At 49.5% G+C, this 18,352-nt stretch carries 19 protein-coding genes; 4 read left to right on the top strand and 15 right to left on the bottom strand.

Translation table 11 applies throughout. The features are described 5' to 3' along the window. Positions 1-91 precede the first annotated feature (91 nt). Positions 92-463, bottom strand: a complete 372-nt coding sequence (gene rbfA / locus J7445_RS04835) for a 30S ribosome-binding factor RbfA (protein WP_045075456.1) — start codon at positions 461-463, stop codon at positions 92-94. Between the two features lie 118 nt (positions 464-581). Here rbfA and J7445_RS04830 point away from each other — a divergent pair, with 118 nt between their 5' ends. After that, entirely contained in the window at positions 582-1,622 is a 1,041-nt protein-coding gene (locus J7445_RS04830; protein WP_209283218.1) for a Gfo/Idh/MocA family oxidoreductase, read from the top strand. A 334-nt stretch (positions 1,623-1,956) separates the two neighbouring features. On the opposite strand, the gene recA is transcribed toward J7445_RS04830, so the two are convergent. The 5 genes from recA to bfr (J7445_RS04805) all read right to left on the bottom strand — a co-directional run bounded on the left by recA (position 1,957) and on the right by bfr (J7445_RS04805) (position 8,007). Continuing rightward, positions 1,957-3,003, bottom strand: a complete 1,047-nt coding sequence (recA, locus tag J7445_RS04825) for a recombinase RecA (protein WP_209283217.1) — start codon at positions 3,001-3,003, stop codon at positions 1,957-1,959. Positions 3,004-3,238: 235 nt separating this feature from the next. Continuing rightward, positions 3,239-4,051 (bottom strand): pyruvate formate lyase 1-activating protein, encoded by an 813-nt coding sequence (gene pflA / locus J7445_RS04820; protein WP_209283216.1) that lies wholly within the window; start codon positions 4,049-4,051, stop codon positions 3,239-3,241. A gap of 292 nt (positions 4,052-4,343) precedes the next feature. Then, a complete protein-coding gene (gene pflB / locus J7445_RS04815) occupies positions 4,344-6,629 on the bottom strand; it encodes a formate C-acetyltransferase (protein ID WP_209283215.1) in 2,286 nt (761 codons plus the stop codon). Between the two features lie 417 nt (positions 6,630-7,046). Then, positions 7,047-7,520 (bottom strand): bacterioferritin, encoded by a 474-nt coding sequence (bfr, locus tag J7445_RS04810; RefSeq protein WP_003742426.1) that lies wholly within the window; start codon positions 7,518-7,520, stop codon positions 7,047-7,049. 22 nt (positions 7,521-7,542) lie between these two features. Beyond that, a complete protein-coding gene (gene bfr / locus J7445_RS04805; RefSeq protein WP_019271294.1) occupies positions 7,543-8,007 on the bottom strand; it encodes a bacterioferritin in 465 nt (154 codons plus the stop codon). A 419-nt stretch (positions 8,008-8,426) separates the two neighbouring features. Between bfr (J7445_RS04805) and typA the strand changes: the two genes are divergently transcribed. Further along, a complete protein-coding gene (gene typA / locus J7445_RS04800; protein WP_019271295.1) occupies positions 8,427-10,238 on the top strand; it encodes a translational GTPase TypA in 1,812 nt (603 codons plus the stop codon). 368 nt (positions 10,239-10,606) lie between these two features. Here typA and J7445_RS04795 read toward each other — a convergent pair whose 3' ends face one another. The 4 genes from J7445_RS04795 to J7445_RS04780 all read right to left on the bottom strand — a co-directional run bounded on the left by J7445_RS04795 (position 10,607) and on the right by J7445_RS04780 (position 13,171). Beyond that, complete coding sequence (locus J7445_RS04795) at positions 10,607-11,143, bottom strand: hypothetical protein (protein WP_209283214.1); 537 nt, start codon at positions 11,141-11,143, stop codon at positions 10,607-10,609. A gap of 156 nt (positions 11,144-11,299) precedes the next feature. Then, on the bottom strand, positions 11,300-12,286 hold the full coding sequence (lipA, locus tag J7445_RS04790; protein ID WP_019271297.1) for a lipoyl synthase: 987 nt from the start codon (positions 12,284-12,286) through the stop codon (positions 11,300-11,302). Beyond that, positions 12,286-12,903, bottom strand: a complete 618-nt coding sequence (gene lipB / locus J7445_RS04785; RefSeq protein WP_209283213.1) for a lipoyl(octanoyl) transferase LipB — start codon at positions 12,901-12,903, stop codon at positions 12,286-12,288. Before lipB ends, lipA begins: the two co-directional genes overlap by 1 nt. Position 12,904: 1 nt before the next feature. Beyond that, the gene (locus J7445_RS04780; RefSeq protein ID WP_209283212.1) at positions 12,905-13,171 is read right to left on the bottom strand and encodes an HP0495 family protein; all 267 of its coding nucleotides are present in this window, start codon (positions 13,169-13,171) and stop codon (positions 12,905-12,907) included. A gap of 200 nt (positions 13,172-13,371) precedes the next feature. Between J7445_RS04780 and lon the strand changes: the two genes are divergently transcribed. Together lon and J7445_RS04770 are read left to right on the top strand one after the other, a co-directional pair. Beyond that, the gene (gene lon / locus J7445_RS04775; protein ID WP_209283211.1) at positions 13,372-15,834 is read left to right on the top strand and encodes an endopeptidase La; all 2,463 of its coding nucleotides are present in this window, start codon (positions 13,372-13,374) and stop codon (positions 15,832-15,834) included. Positions 15,835-16,018: 184 nt separating this feature from the next. Further along, on the top strand, positions 16,019-16,288 hold the full coding sequence (locus tag J7445_RS04770; protein WP_003677477.1) for an HU family DNA-binding protein: 270 nt from the start codon (positions 16,019-16,021) through the stop codon (positions 16,286-16,288). 89 nt (positions 16,289-16,377) lie between these two features. Here the strand turns inward: J7445_RS04770 and J7445_RS04765 are convergent, their stop codons facing one another. From J7445_RS04765 to J7445_RS04745, 5 genes are all read right to left on the bottom strand, one after another. Beyond that, positions 16,378-16,761 carry a VanZ family protein gene (locus J7445_RS04765; protein ID WP_049227712.1) on the bottom strand — a complete coding sequence of 128 codons (384 nt, stop codon included), beginning with the start codon at positions 16,759-16,761 and terminating at the stop codon, positions 16,378-16,380. Further along, complete coding sequence (locus J7445_RS04760; protein WP_049227711.1) at positions 16,758-16,964, bottom strand: hypothetical protein; 207 nt, start codon at positions 16,962-16,964, stop codon at positions 16,758-16,760. Before J7445_RS04760 ends, J7445_RS04765 begins: the two co-directional genes overlap by 4 nt. A gap of 27 nt (positions 16,965-16,991) precedes the next feature. Next, complete coding sequence (gene pth, locus J7445_RS04755; protein ID WP_049227710.1) at positions 16,992-17,570, bottom strand: aminoacyl-tRNA hydrolase; 579 nt, start codon at positions 17,568-17,570, stop codon at positions 16,992-16,994. 66 nt (positions 17,571-17,636) lie between these two features. Beyond that, positions 17,637-17,912, bottom strand: a complete 276-nt coding sequence (locus J7445_RS04750) for an RnfH family protein (protein WP_049227709.1) — start codon at positions 17,910-17,912, stop codon at positions 17,637-17,639. Further along, positions 17,905-18,336, bottom strand: coding sequence for a type II toxin-antitoxin system RatA family toxin (locus J7445_RS04745; protein ID WP_003742453.1), 432 nt, complete (start codon positions 18,334-18,336; stop codon positions 17,905-17,907). The genes J7445_RS04750 and J7445_RS04745 overlap by 8 nt, the downstream gene beginning before the upstream one ends. Positions 18,337-18,352: the final 16 nt, after the last annotated feature.

Raw genomic sequence — 18,352 nt, 5'->3', positions numbered from 1 at the left:
AGTGGCGGGTGTGTGGAGGGAAATGATGGCGAAAGGTCGTCTGAAAACAGACTCGCGCTTTTACTGCGGCGTTTTCAGACGACCTTTACCTTTAATCTTCCACCGGTTTTTCGGCAGCTACTTTGTCGATGAGGCTGGAAATGCTCATGCCGCGTTCGAGCGATTCGTCGTATTTGAAGTGCAGTTCGGGCGTTTTGAAGAGTTTGATGCGTTTCGCCAATTCGCTGCGCAGGTGGCCTTTGGCGTGTTCCAAGGCTTCTTCGGTGATGTCGCGGGTGCTGTCGTCGAGGACGGTATAGAACACGGTGGCGTGGCTGTAATCGCGGGTGACTTCGACTTCGTTGATGGTGATGAAGCCTGCGCGCGGGTCTTTCAGGCCGGTGCGGACCAGCTCGGCCAGTTCGCGCATGATTTGTTCTTTGACACGGTCTTGGCGGGCATAGCCGCGTTGCGGTTTTCTCATGGTTTTCCTTAAACGGCGGCGGCCGTTTCAACTTTGTTTTCAGACGGCCTGTGTGAAATAAGTGCGGTATTATAACGGATATACGGCAATTTGAGGTCGTCTGAAAAGGAGTTTGGCTATGCGGAAGATTAAAATCGGATTGGCGGGGTTCGGCATGTCGGCGCAGGTGTTCCATTTGCCGTTTTGGCGTGCGGATGCGCGGTTTGAAGTCGTGCGCGTGTTTGAACGCAGCGGCAATAGGGCGCAGAAAGTCCTGCCGCAGGCGCAGACTGTGCGTTCGTTTGAGGAATTGCTTAGCGACGATGTCGATTTGGTGGTCATTACCACGCCGAACCAGACGCATTTCGATTTTGCCGCTCAGGCTTTGCGCGCGGGTAAAAATGTGGTGGTGGAAAAACCATTGTGCGCCACGGCGGCGCAAGCCTTTGAACTGGCGGAACTCGCCGAGCGGCAGGGCGTATTGCTGACCGTTTACCAAAACCGCCGCTGGGACAGCGCGCCACTGACTGCCAAAAAGCTGCTTTCAGACGACCTTTTGGGCGAAATTGTGGATGCGGAGTTTCGTTTCGAGCGTTATGCGGCTGCCTTGAACAAAAAACGCTGGAAGGAAACGGGCGAGGCCGGCGTAGGGCTGGTGTACGATTTGGGTTCGCACCTCATGGATATGGCGGTTGATATTTTCGGGATGCCCGATGAGCTTTATGCCGACGTGCGCTATCAGCATGACGGAGCGGTCAGCGACGACAATTTCTATATCGCGCTTTATTACGCCGACGGCAAAAAAGTCGCCCTGACCGCAAGCAAATATGCCCGCGAACCTTTGCTATTCATGACTTTGCATGGCAAACGCGGTTCATACGTCAAACAAAACGTCGACAACCAAGAAGCCCTGCTGCTCGGCGGCGTGCAACCCGTCGGAGCGTGGAGCCGTGAACCGGAAGACGAATGGGGCATCCTGCACACAGAAATCGACGGGGCAGTCGTCCGCAAAAAAATCGAAAGCGTCAGTGGAAATTATGTGGCGTTTTATGAAAACCTTTATGACGCGCTGCAAGGTAAATCACCCGCAGCGGTGCAGCCGCGCCAAGTGGCGGAAGTCTTGGGGCTGCTGGAAAAAGTATATGAAAGCGCGAAATCGGGGTGTAGGGTGAAGGTGTAGGGAGATTAGAAGTTACAGCGAGCAGGATTCCTGAAATTTTTAAAATTACAGTAGATGAATCTCAAAGTTGTCATTTTTTTCTGTAACCGCGTGAGGGAGAGGCATGGCGGAAATTCAGACCTTGGATGTTTGTTTCAGTAACATTTGAAAATTACCATAATTTCCAATTTCCAGATGCCTACCTTTATAGGAATGGCGATGTAGGCATTTCTATCATTTTTAAGGCTATGTTTTCTGTTGAGTGCGGAAAGGTCGTCTGAAAACTTTTAGCGAAACCCGCTATATTCGTTTTCAGACGACCTTTCATATTTTTTATTGAAAGACAGGCAGAGGCTTATTCTTCCGGACGTTCGCCGTCGGTGTCGTCCAGTTTGCCTTCGGTAATATCAACGTTGATACCCACGGCGGCACGGATTTTGGCGTCGATTTCGTTGGCGATTTCGGGATTCTCTTTCAGCCATACGCGGACATTGTCTTTGCCTTGTCCGATTTTGGCGCCGTTGTAGCTGTACCATGCGCCTGATTTTTCAACGATGTCATATTTGACGCCAAGGTCGATCAGTTCGCCTTCCCAGCTTACGCCTTCGCCGTACAGAATATCGAATTCTGCTTGGCGGAACGGGGGCGCTACTTTGTTTTTGATGACTTTGACTTTGGTTTCGTTGCCGATAACGTCGTCGCCTTTTTTGATTTGTCCGGTGCGGCGGATGTCAAGGCGGACGGAGGCGTAGAATTTGAGGGCGTTGCCGCCGGTGGTGGTTTCGGGGCTGCCGAACATCACGCCGATTTTCATACGGATTTGGTTGATGAAGACGACCAGTGTGTTGGTGCGTTTGATGTGGCCGGTCAGTTTGCGCAAGGCTTGGCTCATCAGGCGGGCTTGCAGGCCGACGTGGCTGTCGCCCATTTCGCCTTCAATTTCGGCTTTGGGAACGAGGGCGGCTACGGAGTCGACAACGACCATGTCCACGCCACCGGAACGTACCAGTGTGTCGCAGATTTCCAGAGCCTGTTCGCCGGTATCGGGTTGGGAGAGGTAGAGTTCTTCTACTTTAACACCGAGTTTGCGGGCGTAAACGGGGTCGAAGGCGTGTTCCGCGTCGATGAAGGCGCAGATGCCGCCGGTTTTCTGACATTGGGCAATGGCTTCGAGACAGAGCGTGGTTTTACCGGAAGATTCCGGACCGAAGATTTCCACGACACGACCGCGCGGCAGGCCGCCGACGCCGAGTGCCAAGTCTACGCCGAGCGAGCCGGTGGAGATGACGTCAAGGTTTTCTTCTTGCTGGCTGCCGTCCATTTTCATGATGGATCCTTTGCCGAAGTTTTTTTCAATTTGGGCAAGGGCGGCGGCTAGGGCTTTGCTTTTTTCATCTGACATGGTGCTGTTCTCGTAAGGGATGTTATCAAAGTAGCTAAGAATTTGTTTAGCTATTATCGCATAAATTAAGAAAAAGTATAGTTTTATTTCGGTTTTATTTCATATTTTGAATAAATTGTTGTTAACTATCTGAATTATATGATTTATGAGTTGTATGTTTGGATGTATTAAGAGTGCTAAAAGGTCGTCTGAAAGCGAATATTTCTTTTTCAGACGACCTTTTTTGGATTTGAACTCAATAAATAATGTTTTTACCGTAGCTTTCCAAAATCGATTTGATTTTGAGGATGGTTTCTTTGGGAGGCGGATGTACGCCGGTGAGTTTGTAGGTATCGCCGCACAATGCCCATTTGTGCGCACCCAGTTCGTGATAGGGAAGGAGTTCGACCATTTCGATATTGTCCATGTCTGCGATGAATTCGCCGAGCAGGTGGGCGGAACGGTCGTCGTCGGTATAGCCTGGGACGACAACGTAGCGGACGCGTGCGGGCTGTTTGCGTTCGGCGAGGTAGTGGGCGAATTTGAGGGTTTTGGTGTTTGGGATGCCGACGAGGACTTTGTGGATTTCGGGGTCGATTTGTTTTAAATCGAGCATAACGAGGTTGGTGTGGTCGAGCAGGTCGTCAAGGATGGAATCGTAATGCAGGGCGTAGCCGTTGCTGTCGAGGCAGGTGTGGATGTCGTGTTCGTGGCAGGCGGTAAACCAGTCGCGTACGAATTCGTATTGCAGGAGCGGTTCGCCGCCTGTGGCGGTAACGCCGCCGCCTGTGGCGCGCAGGTAGTGTCGGTAGGACATGACTTGCTTCATGACTTCGGGCACGGTTATTTCTTGGGCTTGTTCGGTGTGCAAGTCCCATGTGTCGCGGTTGTGGCAGTAGAGGCAGCGCATGAGGCAGCCTTGCAGAAAGAGGACGTAGCGCAATCCGGGACCGTCCACCGCGCCGCAGGATTCTACGGAATGGACGATGCCTTTGCCGTTGTAATGGCGGTGTCCGAGGTCTTTGGCGGGAGCGGGCGTTTCGGGGTTGATGGCGATGGATGTCTGCATGGTGTCTGATGTACCGGATATTGGGGTCGTCTGAAAACTTGTTTTTGTGTTGCAGAGGGTTCTTCTTATTGGATTAATATGCGGGCATTGCGTTCCCTGTTGTGGGAAGTTTATGGGCTGTTTTTAAATAGGTAAATGGGTTTTAATGATAACTCTATTGTACCGCCTTCGGTCGTCTTGATTTAAAGTTAATCCACTGGATTTTGATATTATCAAACCATTGCTTCAGGCAAAATCAAGCCGGGTTCCGGATAATCCGTCCCCCGGCTTGGTTTACTGTAAACCCTTTGCTTTACATGGTTTGTGTAAAGGTGCGGGTAATCACGTCAAGCTGCTGTTCGCGGGTCAGCGAGTTGAAGCGTACGGCGTAACCAGACACGCGGATGGTCAGTTGCGGATATTTGTCCGGATTGTTCATCGCGTCTTCCAGCGTTTCGCGGGTCAATACGTTGACGTTCAGGTGTTGGCCGCCTTCCACTTCTCCTTCTTCGTGGTGGAAGTAACCGTCCATCAGGCCTGCGAGGTTGCGTTCGCGGGAGTTTTCATCTTTGCCCAATGCGCCCGGCACGATGGAGAAGGTGTAGGAAATACCGTCTTTGGCAAACTCGAACGGCAGTTTGGCTACGGAGGTCAGCGAAGCGACGGCGCCGTTGACATCGCGGCCGTGCATCGGGTTCGCACCCGGACCGAACGGTGCGCCGGCGCGGCGGCCGTCCGGCGTGTTGCCGGTTTTTTTGCCGTATACGACGTTGGAGGTGATGGTCAACACGGACTGGGTCGGCGTTGCGTTGCGGTAAGTTTTGTGGGTCGCCACTTTTTTCATGAAGCGTTCCACCAAGTCGCAGGCAATGTCGTCCACGCGGTCGTCGTTGTTACCGAACTGCGGATATTCGCCTTCGATTTCAAAGTCGACGGCAATACCGTTTTCGTCGCGAATCGGTTTGACTTTGGCGTATTTGATGGCAGACAACGAGTCGGCGGCCACAGACAAACCGGCGATACCGCAAGCCATCGTGCGTTTCACGTCGCGGTCGTGCAGCGCCATCAGCGCGGCTTCGTAGCTGTATTTGTCGTGCATGTAATGGATGATGTTCAGCGCGGTAACGTATTGGGTTGCCAGCCAATCCATGAATTTGTCCATGCGCGCAAAGACAGTGTCGTAGTCCAAGACTTCGTCCAAAATCGGTTCGGTTTTCGGGCCGACTTGGTCTTTGGATTTTTCGTCCACACCGCCGTTGATTGCGTACAGCAGGGTTTTCGCCAAGTTGGCGCGTGCGCCGAAGAACTGCATTTGTTTGCCGACCACCATCGGGCTGACGCAGCAGGCAATGGCGTAGTCGTCGCTGTTGAAGTCCGGACGCATCAAATCGTCGTTTTCGTATTGGATGGACGAGGTGTCGATGGACACTTTGGCGCAAAATTCTTTAAAGCCTTGCGGCAGTTGTTCGGACCACAACACGGTGATGTTCGGTTCGGGAGACGGACCCATGTTGTACAGGGTGTGCAGCACGCGGAAGTTGGTGCGTGTTACCAGCGTGCGGCCGTCCAAACCCATACCGCCGATGGATTCGGTTGCCCAAATCGGGTCGCCGGAGAAGAGTTGGTCGTATTCGGGCGTACGCAGGAAACGAACCATACGCAGTTTCATCACCAAATGGTCGATAAATTCTTGCGCTTGGGTTTCGGTAATTACGCCGTTTTTCAGGTCGCGCTCGATGTAGATGTCCAAGAACGAAGATACACGACCGAATGACATGGCGGCGCCGTTTTGCGATTTAACGGCGGCAAGGTAAGCGAAATAAGTCCATTGGATGGCTTCCTGCGCATTTTTCGCAGGGCCGGAAATGTCGTAGCCGTAAGAGGCGGCCATTTCTTTCATTTGACCCAAGGCTTTGTATTGGTCGTTGATTTCTTCGCGGCGGCGGATAACTTCTTCCAAATCCACACCGTTTTCCAAATCGGCTTGCAGCGAGTTGAACTGGTTGAGTTTGTCTTTCATCAAGAAGTCGATACCGTACAATGCCACGCGGCGGTAGTCGCCGATGATGCGACCACGACCGTAAGCATCCGGCAAGCCGGTGATCACACCGGATTTGCGGCAACGGCGGATGTCAGGCGTATAAACATCAAACACGCCTTGGTTGTGTGTTTTGCGGTATTTGGTGAAGATTTCGCTGACTTCAGGGTTCAACTCGACGTTGTACACTTTGCACGCGTCCTGCACCATTTTCAAACCGCCAAACGGCATAATGGAGCGTTTCAGAGGCTCGTCTGTTTGCAGACCGACGATGGTTTCCAAATCTTTATCGATATAGCCTGGTGCATGGCTGGTAATGCCGGACACGACTTGAGCGTCGATTTTGTAAGGTTCGTGCGTGCGGTTTTCGACTTTGATGCCTTCCATCACGTCCGCCCACAGTTTGGTTGTCGCCTCGGTTGCAGGCGCGAGGAAAGACGCATCGCCTTCATAAGGCGTGTAGTTTTTCTGAATAAAATCGCGCACGTCGACATTGGTTTCCCAATTACCGCCGACAAAACCTTCCCAAGCGGCAGGGCGTTGCTGTACATCGGTTGACATATCAAGCTCCTAATTTGTCAGATAGAATTTATAGGTAGAAGAAATTTACCTTTGCAGAATAGCACTTTAGCTCTATGAAGTGTAACGATTGGCGGAGATGTGAATGCATACCCGATGTTTTTTTGACTTACATCAATGAGAACAGTTATTACTTAAAACTACATTTTATTTTTCAAGCCTTTAGCGTGTAAACAAGTGTAGAATATAAAATTAAGCCCTGAAAACTTGTCCGGTTTTCAGGGCTTTTGTATGGGGTTGGGGTTTCATGGGGTTACATATTCTTTAGAAGAAGGTAAGTCGTCTGAAAAACTGAAATACTGTTTTTCAGACGAGCTTGATGTAAAGAAAAACGGCATATCCGAAAAGATATGCCGTTTATGGGTGCAGGGACTGCTATATTTGGCAGTGGTTTGTGTTTTAGTCCTCTTGCGCCGCTGTTTGCAGGTAGTTCGGCAAACCGACTTTGCCGATCAGCTCCTGCTGGGTTTCGAGCCAGTCGATGTGTTCTTCGTTGATGTCTTTTTGTTTTTCCAACAAATCACGGCTGACGTAGTCTTGCTGTTGTTCCGCGATGGCGATGGCAGCGACGAGGGCATCGTGTTTTTCCTGTTCTTTTGTCAAATCGCAGGTCAGGATTTCCTCGGTTGATTCGCCAATCAGCAGTTTGCCCAATTCTTGCAGGTTAGGCAGACCCTCCAAGAACAAAATACGCTCGATTAAATCGTCTGCGGATTTCATTTCGCGGATGGACTGTTTGAAGAAATGTTCGCCCAATTCTTCAAAGCCCCAGTTTTTCAAAATGCGGGCATGCAGGAAATATTGGTTGATGGTAACCAAGAGCAAGCCCAAGTTTTTATTCAATTCGCGGATAACTAAGCGATCGCCTTTCATTTTCAGCTCCTTATACGCTTAATTACAGTTGGCTTTGGTAGTAGTTGCCTTCGCCGACGAGTTCGATCAGGCGCAGTTGTTGTTCCAGCCAGTGCGCGTGATCTTCTTCAGTGTCTTTCAACTGGGCAATCATCAAATCACGGGTAACGTAGTCTTGTGCTTCTTCGCACAGTTTGATGCCTTTTTTCAATGCATCGCGCACTTCGTATTCGGTGTTCAAGTCCGCTTTCAGGCAGGAAACCACGTCGGTACCGATGTTCAGTTCGGCACGGGTCATTTTAGGAGTACCGCCCAACATCAGGATACGACGGATGAAGTCTTCGGCGTGAGTGGTTTCTTCTTCCATCTCGTGGTTCAAACGTTCGAACAGTTTGGTGTAACCCCATTCAGAGTACAGGCGAGAGTGGATAAAATATTGGTCGCGAGCAGCCAACTCGCCAGACAATAATTCGTTCATGTAATCAATAACTGCTTGGTTGCCTTGCATAATTCTTTCTCTTTCTTTTAAAAGTTGATAATCACGAAATGAAGATTCGTGTGTTGTTAGGGAATGAGGTAATTGTATGCACAAGTAGCACTTTTGACAAATTTTCTATTTAAAATACAAACAATTATCAAAAAATTTAACCCGCCTAAAAGGCCGTCTGAAAAATTAACCACCTGTTTTTAATAACAATTTTTTGACATTGGTATTAAGAATCCATTACATTATTCAAAAACATTTACATTCGTTAACCATAAATAAAAGCAAATAATCTGGCAAAATCAATCAAATTTAATTATGAATTATTCTCAACTGCTTTTGCCTGATTTTTTTGAATCACCCATTCCGTCATCACTTGCGAATCGTGCTATAATCGCCAGTTATCTTTTTTTTAAGCAACCAGCTAAACCTTATAAATTATCATGAAACAAATCCGCAATATTGCCATCATCGCCCACGTCGACCATGGCAAAACCACATTAGTTGACCAATTGCTGCGTCAGTCCGGTACATTCCGTTCCAACCAGCAAGTCGAAGAACGTGTCATGGACAGCAACGATCTTGAAAAAGAACGCGGCATTACCATTCTTGCTAAAAATACCGCCATCGAATACGAAGGCTACCACATCAACATCGTAGATACCCCGGGACACGCCGATTTTGGTGGCGAAGTGGAACGTGTATTGGGCATGGTTGACTGCGTCGTACTGTTGGTTGACGCACAAGAAGGCCCTATGCCGCAAACCCGTTTCGTGACCAAAAAAGCCTTGGCTTTGGGTCTGAAACCTATCGTTGTTATCAACAAAATCGACAAACCGTCTGCCCGTCCAAGCTGGGTTATCGACCAAACATTCGAATTGTTCGACAACTTAGGTGCAACAGACGAACAATTGGACTTCCCTATCGTCTATGCTTCCGGCCTGTCCGGCTTTGCCAAATTGGAAGAAACCGACGAGAGCAGCGACATGCGCCCTCTGTTCGAGACCATTTTGAAACACACACCTGCACCAAGCGGCAGCGCGGACGAAACGCTGCAACTGCAAATTTCCCAACTGGACTACGACAACTACACCGGTCGCCTCGGTATCGGCCGCATCCTGAACGGCCGCATCAAACCCGGCCAAGTCGTTGCTGTGATGAATCACGATCAGCAAATCGCCCAAGGCCGCATCAACCAGCTTTTGGGTTTCAAAGGTTTGGAACGCGTACCGCTTGAAGAAGCCGAAGCCGGCGACATCGTGATTATTTCCGGCATTGAAGACATCGGTATCGGTGTAACCATTACCGACAAAGACAATCCCAAAGGCTTGCCGATGTTGAGCGTAGACGAACCGACGCTGACGATGGACTTTATGGTCAACACTTCCCCTCTGGCCGGTACTGAAGGCAAATTCGTAACTTCCCGCCAAATCCGCGACCGCCTGCAAAAAGAATTGCTGACCAACGTTGCCCTGCGTGTTGAAGATACAGCCGATGCCGACGTCTTCCGCGTTTCCGGCCGCGGCGAATTGCACTTAACCATTTTGTTGGAAAACATGCGCCGCGAAGGTTTTGAACTGGCAGTCGGCAAGCCGCGCGTCGTGTACCGCGACATCGACGGTCAAAAATGCGAACCTTATGAAAACCTGACTGTGGACGTGCCCGACGACAACCAAGGCGCGGTAATGGAAGAACTCGGCCGCCGCCGTGGCGAACTGACCAATATGGAAAGCGACGGCAACGGCCGTACCCGCCTCGAATACCATATTCCCGCGCGCGGTTTGATCGGTTTCCAAGGCGAATTCATGACCCTGACGCGCGGTGTCGGCCTGATGAGCCACGTATTCGACGACTACGCGCCAGTGAAACCCGATATGCCCGGCCGCCACAACGGCGTACTGGTTTCCCAAGAGCAAGGCGAAGCCGTCGCTTATGCCTTATGGAATCTGGAAGACCGCGGCCGTATGTTCGTGTCGCCCAACGACAAAATCTACGAAGGCATGATTATCGGTATTCACAGCCGCGACAACGATTTGGTGGTCAACCCGCTCAAAGGTAAAAAACTCACCAACATCCGCGCCAGCGGTACCGACGAAGCCGTACGCCTGACCACGCCGATCAAGCTGACGCTGGAAGGCGCGGTCGAGTTTATCGACGATGACGAACTCGTTGAAATCACGCCGCAATCCATTCGCCTGCGCAAACGTTATCTGAGTGAACTGGAACGCCGCCGCCATTTTAAAAAGCTGGATTGATTCAACTAAGCTGTTGATGAGATGAAAAAAGGTCGTCTGAAAATTTTCAGACGACCTTTTTATTGTTTGCTATTCGTTCTTGTACAAACTCTCCGTTTGAGACCTTTGCAAAAATAGTCTGTTAACGAAATTTGACGCATAAAAATGCGCCAAAAAAATTTCAATTGACTAAAACCTTCCTAATATTGAGCAAAAAGTAGGAAAAATCAGAAAGGTTTTGAATTTTGAAAATGAGATTGAGCATAAAATTTTAGTAACCTATGTTATTGCAAAGGTCTCCGTTTGTTCTCCCATGTGGGCGAGCCAAAACGGTCAGATTTGTTTTTCAATCAGAAAGCCCGCCAATCAGACTAACTCAACTGAGACCGTTATTTGTTTTCTCCGTATTTTTTATGCAGATTTCGGGTTTCTTCTTTCAACCATTCATCCCAATCGGGACGTAAACGGCAGAGCTCTTTGTTCCAATACAAACAGTCCCAAGCCATTCTGCGCGAGGCTTCGGTATCGCGCTCGAACATTCGTGCGACAAAAGGTTCGAGCGTTTGCACGCTTTTGAACATACCACCGTATTCCCCGTAAGTGCGGCAGGTTTCAGGATGGAGCGTTTCCAACAGCGTTTCGATTTCACCCTGCAACGCAAGCCATAAATCATTTACTTCGTCCAAAGCAAGTACATCGCGCAGCCAATGTTTGATGTTTTCCAAACCTTGAAAACGCGGGTCATACCACAGCAGGCGCAAGGTGGCAAGCTGACTTTCAGCTTCCGTCCGACCTTGTGGGTTTTCATAATCAAAAAGGGAAACGAGTTCGTACAAGGCACGGTTGCGCTGTTTTTCCGGCAGCGCAAGTAAGATGTCGCAGACTTGTTCGGGAGTCTGCCAAAGTGGGAGTTGAGAGATGTTCATAGGCTTTAGGGTCGTCTAAAAACCAACGAGAGGGACTAAGGGGCGATTTAGTTGATTTTTGCAATGAGGCCGCTTTTGAATTCAAAGTGTGTAAATTGCGAGGTCGTCTGAAAACCGATTTCAGACGACCTTTTTCTTTTTGATTAGTGACGGTTATTAATGATGACCGCAACCGCCGCCATGACTTTCGCGCAATGCTTCGGCAGCCTGCTCGTCGGCATGGTAGCTTGAGCGGACCATGGCGCCGATGGCGGCGTTGGTGAAGCCCAGTTCGTATGCTTCTTTTTCAAAGATTTTGAACTGGTCGGGCGTGACATAGCGCAAGACAGGCAAGTGTCCGTCTGAAGGCTGGAGGTACTGGCCGATGGTAATCATCTCGATATTGTGCGCCCGCATATCGCGCATGATTTCGCGCACGTCTTCGTCTGTTTCGCCCAAGCCGACCATGATGCCGGATTTGGTCGGGATGTGCGGCATCATTTCTTTGTAGCGGCGCAACAGGTCGAGGGAGTGCTGATAGTTGGCACCCGGACGGGCTTTTTTATACAGGCTCGGATGGGTTTCCAAATTGTGGTTCATCACGTCGGGCGGGGTTTCGGCAAGGATTTTCAGTGCGATGTCCAAGCGGCCGCGGAAGTCGGGAACGAGAATTTCGATTTTGGTGTTCGGACTGGTTTCGCGGATGGCTTTGATGCAGTCGGCGAAATGCTGTGCGCCGCCGTCGCGCAGGTCGTCGCGGTCAACGGAGGTGATGACGACGTAACGCAGGTTCATAGCCTTGACGGATTCTGCGAGGTTTTTCGGTTCGTCGGGGTCAAGCATATTCGGGCGGCCGTGTCCCACGTCGCAGAACGGGCAGCGGCGGGTACAAATGTCGCCCATAATCATGAAGGTTGCTGTGCCTTTGCTGAAACATTCGCCGATATTCGGGCAGGAGGCTTCTTCACAAACGGTGTGCATTTTTTGCTCACGCAAAATGTCTTTGATTTCAAAGAATTTGCGTGACGGCAGTTTGGCACGTATCCATTCGGGCTTTTTCAGTTTTTCCTGAAGGGGGACGACTTTGATAGGGATGCGGGCGGTTTTGTCCGCGCCTTTGAGTTTGACGCCGCGTTTGGGATCGTCAACTTTGATTTCGCTCATTAATTGTTCGCTTTCGGTGTGAGTTGTGTCTCGAGGTGTGCGGTCAGTTTTTGTGCAACCTCGTCCAAGGTGGGGCAGGGTTGGACAAAATCCGCGATTTGCGTCATTTCCATGCCGGCATAGCCGCAGGGATTGATGTGGGTAAACGGGCTTAAGTCCATGTTTACGTTTAATGCCAGACCGTGATAGACGGAACCGTCTTTGATACGCAAGCCGAGTGAGGCGATTTTACGCTCGCCGACATAAACGCCGGGACGTTTCGGGTCTGCCGCCGCTTCGATGCCGTATTCCGCCAACGTGGCGATGATGCTGTTTTCAAGTGCGGAAACGATGTTGCGGACGCTGGTTTTGCGGCGTTTGAAGTTGATCATGGTGTAGATGACCAACTGGCCGGGACCGTGGTAGGTGATTTGTCCGCCTCGGTCAATTTGGACGACGGGTATGTCGTCGCGAATCAGGAGATGCTCCGGTTTGCCCGCCAAGCCTTGCGTGAAGACGGGCGGATGCTCAACCACCCATAATTCGTCTTCGGTATGTTCGTCGCGGGCTGCGTTGAACACTTTCATGGCTTCGAAAGTCGGCTGGTACTCGACCATGCCTTTATGCACGATTTTCATATCAGTACACTACTTTCACCATTTCGTGATCGGTCAGGGCGCGGTAGATTTTGTCTAATTGCTCTTTGCTTTCGACGTTTACTTTGATAGTCGCGCCGGTATAGTTGCCCTTGCTGCTCTGGCGGGTGGTGATGTGGTGAGGTTCAGTATCGGGCGCGTGTTGGCGGACGGTTTCCAAGATGTTTTTTTCAAATTCGGGATGCGCGTTGCCCATGACTTTGATGGGGAATTGGCAGGGGAATTCGATTAGTGAGGTTTGGTCGGTCATGGCTGACTCCTGATGTGCTGTATGCCGAGAGGTCGTCTGAAAGTTTTCCAGCCTTTCAGACGACCTCGAATGGCGTGTATTTTATCGCAAAAAGTTGTCGATAAAAATAGAAGCGTACATCGGCTTTTTCAAGTCTTGAAATACGCTTTTCCATCCCAATTTAAGCCACACTCCGAATTTATTACCAAGTAGAGAACAATATGCCGACAAAAGAAAAACATTTTGAGGAATACAGCGCACTGGCAACCCTGCCTTTACGCGATGTCGTCGTTTATCCGCATATGGTGTTGCCGCTGTTTGTAGGCCGCCCGAAATCCATTGCAGCATTGGAAGCGGCAATGGCGAATGACGATCCGGTGTTTTTGCTGGCGCAAATCGACCCGAACACCGAAGATCCGACGGCGTCCGATTTGCACCGTACGGGTACGGTCGCGCAGGTTTTGCAGGTGTTGAAGCTGCCTGATGGCACGGTGAAAGTGTTGGTCGAAGGTATCCGGCGCGGCAGAGTATTGACCATTGAAGAGAGCGGCGGGTTGTTCCTGTCCCATGTCGAAGCTGTCGATGAGTATGCGGATGCGGACAATCCCGATATCGAAGCGATTCGTCGCACGCTGCTTACCCAGTTTGACCAATACGCCAAGTTAAATAAAAAAATCCCTGCCGAAATCATCAATACCATCAACGGTATCGATGATAACAGCCGTTTGGTGGACACCATCGCTGCGCATTTGCAGTTGAAACTGGAGCAGCGCCAACAGATTTTGGAAACCTTTGGCATTATCGGCCGTATGGAGTTTCTGCTTGCACAGTTGGAATCCGAGCTGGACATCATGCAAGTTGAAAAACGCATCCGCGGCCGCGTCAAACGCCAGATGGAAAAATCCCAGCGCGAGTATTATCTGAACGAGCAAGTGAAAGCGATTCAGAAAGAATTGGGCGAAGAAGACGAACGTGGCGAACTGGATGCGTTGGAAGCAAAAATCAAAGAAGCAGGCATGACCAAAGAAGCTGAGGAAAAATGCCTGTCCGAATTGAAAAAGCTCAAAATGATGCCGCCTATGTCTGCGGAATCTACTGTCGTGCGCAACTACATCGATACTTTGCTCGAACTGCCTTGGAAGAAAAAATCCCGTGTCAGCAAAGACATTGCTAAAGCCGATTTGGTGTTGAACGCTGACCATTACGGCTTGGAAAAAGTCAAAGAGCGGATTTTGGAATACCTCGCCGTCCAAAAACGTATGGACAAGCTGAAAGGTCCGATTCTGTGTTTGGTTGGTCCTCCAGGTGTGGGTAAAACCTCATTGGGCGAGTCCATCGCCAAAGCAACAGGCCGCCAATATGTTCGCATGGCTTTAGGCGGCGTGCGCGACGAAAGCGAAATCCGCGGACACCGCCGCACCTATATCGGTTCTATGCCCGGCAAAATCCTACAAAACATGGCTAAAGCGGGCGTGAAGAATCCACTATTCCTGCTCGACGAAATCGACAAATTGGGCAGCGACTTCCGAGGCGATCCTGCCAGCGCGTTGCTTGAGGTGCTCGATCCTGAGCAAAACAACAAGTTTGCCGATCATTATGCGGAAGTGGATTATGACTTGAGCGATGTGATGTTTATCGCCACATCTAATAGTCTGAATATCCCGACCCCGTTGCTCGACCGCATGGAAATCATCCGTTTGTCCGGCTATACCGAAGACGAAAAAATCAATATCGCCATGCAGTATCTCGTGCCGAAACAAATGAAACGCAACGGCGTGAAAGAAGGCGAATTGGTGGTCGAAGAAAGCGCGGTGCGCGATATTATCCGTTATTACACCCGTGAAGCCGGTGTGCGTTCGCTCGATCGCGAGATTGCCAAAATCTGTCGTAAGGTGGTGATGCAGATTACCTTGAACGAAGATAAGAAGAGGTCGTCTGGAACCAAGAAAACCAGCAAAGCCAAGCCTAAGGCGGTTAAAGTCAATGAGAAAAACCTGCATGACTATTTGGGCGTGCGCCGTTTCGATTACGGCGTTGCCGAAAGTGAAAACCGCATCGGACAGGTTACCGGTTTGGCGTGGACGGAAGTCGGCGGCGAATTGCTGACCGTCGAGGCTGTGGCATTGCCAGGTAAAGGCGTGATTCAGTGTACCGGCCAGTTGGGCGATGTGATGAAGGAATCTGTCTCCGCAGCATGGTCTGTTGTCCGTTCCCGTGCAGAATCAGTGGGTTTGGCTCCTGATTTTTACGAGAAAAAAGACATCCATGTTCACGTTCCCGAAGGTGCGACGCCGAAAGATGGTCCGAGCGCAGGTATCGCCATGACCTTGGCGATGGTGTCTGCCTTTACCAAAATTCCGGTGCGCGCCGATGTGGCGATGACGGGCGAAATCACTCTGCGCGGCGAAGTCTTGCCAATCGGCGGATTGAAGGAAAAACTGTTGGCAGCCCTGCGCGGCGGTATCAAGCATGTCCTGATTCCGAAAGACAACGTCAAAGACTTGGAAGAAATCCCTGAAAATGTGAAAACCGGTCTGACCATCCATCCGGTCAAATGGATAGATGAAGTCCTCACTTTGGGCTTGGAAAGTCAGCCGACACCTTGGGTTGCGCCTTTAAGTACCGAAGAAACGCAAGTTGAAGCCGCAAAGCCTAAGTCAAGGGCAAAAGCGACCAAACACTGATTTTGTAAAAAATGTGTTGCAAAAGATGCGGGTTTGCCGTGGAAGCCTGTAAAATAGGGCAATTCCGCATTTTTTGCTTGACACAGTATTTTCAGAATTGCTATAAAGCGCAAAGGTACTTAAAAGTACGAAGCCCCGAGTATTCGGGCATTTCATTATTTTCAACGATAGGAAGGGACTGATTGTGAATAAGTCTGAATTGATCGAAGCAATTGCTCAAGAAGCCGGTATTTCTAAAGCTGCCGCTCAAAAAGCTCTGGATGCCACTACTAATGCTGTAACCAACGCTCTGAAAAAAGGCGACACCGTCACTCTGGTCGGTTTCGGTACTTTCTACGTTGGTGAGCGCGCAGAGCGTCAAGGCCGTAACCCTAAAACTGGCGAGCCTCTGACCATCGCTGCTGCTAAAACTCCTAAATTCCGTGCCGGTAAAGCATTGAAAGATGCTCTGTAATTTTCCCTTGTAAAAAACCGATTCCATATGGGGAATCGGTTTTTTATTTTATAGACTGCCTAAGAAGTTTTCAGTATTCGAATATGGCATCAGATAGGCTTTTGATTCTGTAATTTCGCATTCTCTACCTTTTTGGCAAACCATAAGGCAGCCATCGTGCCAAGCATATCCGCTATTCCGTCTCCAAGTGAACCTTCCCTTGTTGTTGTAAACGTTGCTTGAGCCCATTCGCTAAAGAAGGCAAACAATAAGGCGAATATCAATAGTTTTTTATAAGGTACGCGTTTTTGCTCGGATAAAAAGATTTTGGCTATTAACCATATTTGTGCAAAGAATGTAATGAAATGAGCAACCTTGTCGAAATTGGGGAAGGGAGGGGGAGCATTGCCGGACTCTTTGAAAAGTAATGCGTAAATACTTGCTGCAAACCAAGCCGCTGCTAACAAGGTAAACTTATTCAAAGGCAGTTTCATTGTATTTCCTCATCCAGCCATTTTTGGCAGATGGCGGACAAACGGATAAATTTACCCCCCCGTTTGTCCAGTTCATCACGCCATAGTTTGACTTCTTCAATGGTCGGTGCTTCGTCCAAGCTGCATTCGTATAAGAAAAAGTCCAGTGTTTCTTCTACCGTTCCGATAGATTCTGTTTGAATTAATTCTAGAAGCTCATTCATTGTTTGCTCTCAAAGGTCGTCTGAAAGTCATTTGCTGTGTAAAAAACGTACGGCTTCTTCCCATTCTCCGGCTAACAGCATGGGAACGGCTTTTAATGATTTATTGATGGCTTCATCAATTTGCTGCCTGTGTTCCGGGCTAGGTTTATTCAGGACATAGCCGACAACCAGATTTCGGTCTCCCGGATGATCGATACCCAAGCGCAGGCGGTAAAAATCAGGCGTTCCCAAGCGTGCCTGAATGTCTTTTAAGCCGTTATGACCGCCGTTTCCTCCACCTAATTTAAATTTTATCCTACCGCACGGAATATCCAGTTCGTCATGGACGACCAGTATTTCTTCGGGCTTGATTTTATAGAATTGCGCCAGCGCGGCTACTGCTTGACCGGAGCGGTTCATAAATGTTGCCGGTTTTAAAAGCCATAAGTCTGAGCCGGATATGCTGATGCGGGCTACTGAGCCGAAGAATTTTTTTTCTTCTTTTAAAGTGGCTTTATATTGCCATGCCAATTCGTCGATAAACCAGAATCCGGCATTGTGGCGCGTTTGTTCGTATTCCGAACCGGGATTTCCCAGTCCTACAATCATTTTGATTTTATTTGACATTGTGTTTCCTCAAAGAGAGGTCGTCTGAAAACAGCAAACGGTTTTCAGACGACCTTTTCAAGCATTTTATTGGGTTTTGCCGACCCGTTTGCGTCTTGCTTCTTTCGGGTCAATCAGTAAAGGGCGGTATATCTCGATACGGTCTCGGTCGCGCAGCAAAACGTCGTCTTTGACTCTTTTGCCAAAGATACCCAAAGGAGCCGCATTCAAATCCAATTCAGGAAAATCTTTATCCAAGCCGCTTTGAAGCACAGCCGTCCTTGCGGTTGCTCCTTGCTCAATGCGGATTGAGCGTAATATCTGCTTTTCAGCCGTTCCGTAAACAATTTCGATTTCAAGCATAGCGTCTGTCTGCCTCTTTGACGAATGCGTCGACCAGCGTACCGGAAAGGTGGTTGAATACGGGGGAAATGACGGTAGAAAGCAGCATATTGGAAAAATCATATTCCAAACGAAATTCGATTTTACACATATCTCCGCCCAAATCGATAAACTTCCATGTACCGCGTAAGGTTTTAAAAGGGCCTTCCAGCAAGTCCATACGGATTTCCGAGCCGGGAATGTTGTGGTTGTGTGTCGCAAAAGATTGACGCACACCCATATAGTCCATGAACAGCCGTGCTTTGAGTTCCTTATCTTTACGCTCTATGACCTCGGTTTTACTGTACCATGGGAGAAAGTTTGGATAGTCCTCAACTTTATCGACCAAGTCGAACATCTGTTTTGCGCTGTGCAGCACCAATACGTTTTTTTCAACCTTTTTCATGGTTAAAACGGCCCGA

This window comes from Neisseria sicca (genome assembly GCF_017753665.1).
Classification (GTDB): domain Bacteria; phylum Pseudomonadota; class Gammaproteobacteria; order Burkholderiales; family Neisseriaceae; genus Neisseria; species Neisseria flava.
This window is presented reverse-complemented; position numbering and strand designations above follow the sequence as displayed.

What these genes read in the sequence shown, in the direction of transcription:
- rbfA (WP_045075456.1), bottom strand. Translation starts at nt 463, where the DNA reads ATGAGAAAACCGCAACGCGGCTATGCCCGCCAAGACCGTGTCAAAGAA.
- J7445_RS04830 (WP_209283218.1), top strand. Translation starts at nt 582, where the DNA reads ATGCGGAAGATTAAAATCGGATTGGCGGGGTTCGGCATGTCGGCGCAG.
- recA (WP_209283217.1), bottom strand. Translation starts at nt 3,003, where the DNA reads ATGTCAGATGAAAAAAGCAAAGCCCTAGCCGCCGCCCTTGCCCAAATT.
- pflA (WP_209283216.1), bottom strand. Translation starts at nt 4,051, where the DNA reads ATGCAGACATCCATCGCCATCAACCCCGAAACGCCCGCTCCCGCCAAA.
- pflB (WP_209283215.1), bottom strand. Translation starts at nt 6,629, where the DNA reads ATGTCAACCGATGTACAGCAACGCCCTGCCGCTTGGGAAGGTTTTGTC.
- bfr (WP_003742426.1), bottom strand. Translation starts at nt 7,520, where the DNA reads ATGAAAGGCGATCGCTTAGTTATCCGCGAATTGAATAAAAACTTGGGC.
- bfr (WP_019271294.1), bottom strand. Translation starts at nt 8,007, where the DNA reads ATGCAAGGCAACCAAGCAGTTATTGATTACATGAACGAATTATTGTCT.
- typA (WP_019271295.1), top strand. Translation starts at nt 8,427, where the DNA reads ATGAAACAAATCCGCAATATTGCCATCATCGCCCACGTCGACCATGGC.
- J7445_RS04795 (WP_209283214.1), bottom strand. Translation starts at nt 11,143, where the DNA reads ATGAACATCTCTCAACTCCCACTTTGGCAGACTCCCGAACAAGTCTGC.
- lipA (WP_019271297.1), bottom strand. Translation starts at nt 12,286, where the DNA reads ATGAGCGAAATCAAAGTTGACGATCCCAAACGCGGCGTCAAACTCAAA.
- lipB (WP_209283213.1), bottom strand. Translation starts at nt 12,903, where the DNA reads ATGAAAATCGTGCATAAAGGCATGGTCGAGTACCAGCCGACTTTCGAA.
- J7445_RS04780 (WP_209283212.1), bottom strand. Translation starts at nt 13,171, where the DNA reads ATGACCGACCAAACCTCACTAATCGAATTCCCCTGCCAATTCCCCATC.
- lon (WP_209283211.1), top strand. Translation starts at nt 13,372, where the DNA reads ATGCCGACAAAAGAAAAACATTTTGAGGAATACAGCGCACTGGCAACC.
- J7445_RS04765 (WP_049227712.1), bottom strand. Translation starts at nt 16,761, where the DNA reads ATGAAACTGCCTTTGAATAAGTTTACCTTGTTAGCAGCGGCTTGGTTT.
- J7445_RS04760 (WP_049227711.1), bottom strand. Translation starts at nt 16,964, where the DNA reads ATGAATGAGCTTCTAGAATTAATTCAAACAGAATCTATCGGAACGGTA.
- pth (WP_049227710.1), bottom strand. Translation starts at nt 17,570, where the DNA reads ATGTCAAATAAAATCAAAATGATTGTAGGACTGGGAAATCCCGGTTCG.
- J7445_RS04750 (WP_049227709.1), bottom strand. Translation starts at nt 17,912, where the DNA reads ATGCTTGAAATCGAAATTGTTTACGGAACGGCTGAAAAGCAGATATTA.
- J7445_RS04745 (WP_003742453.1), bottom strand. Translation starts at nt 18,336, where the DNA reads ATGAAAAAGGTTGAAAAAAACGTATTGGTGCTGCACAGCGCAAAACAG.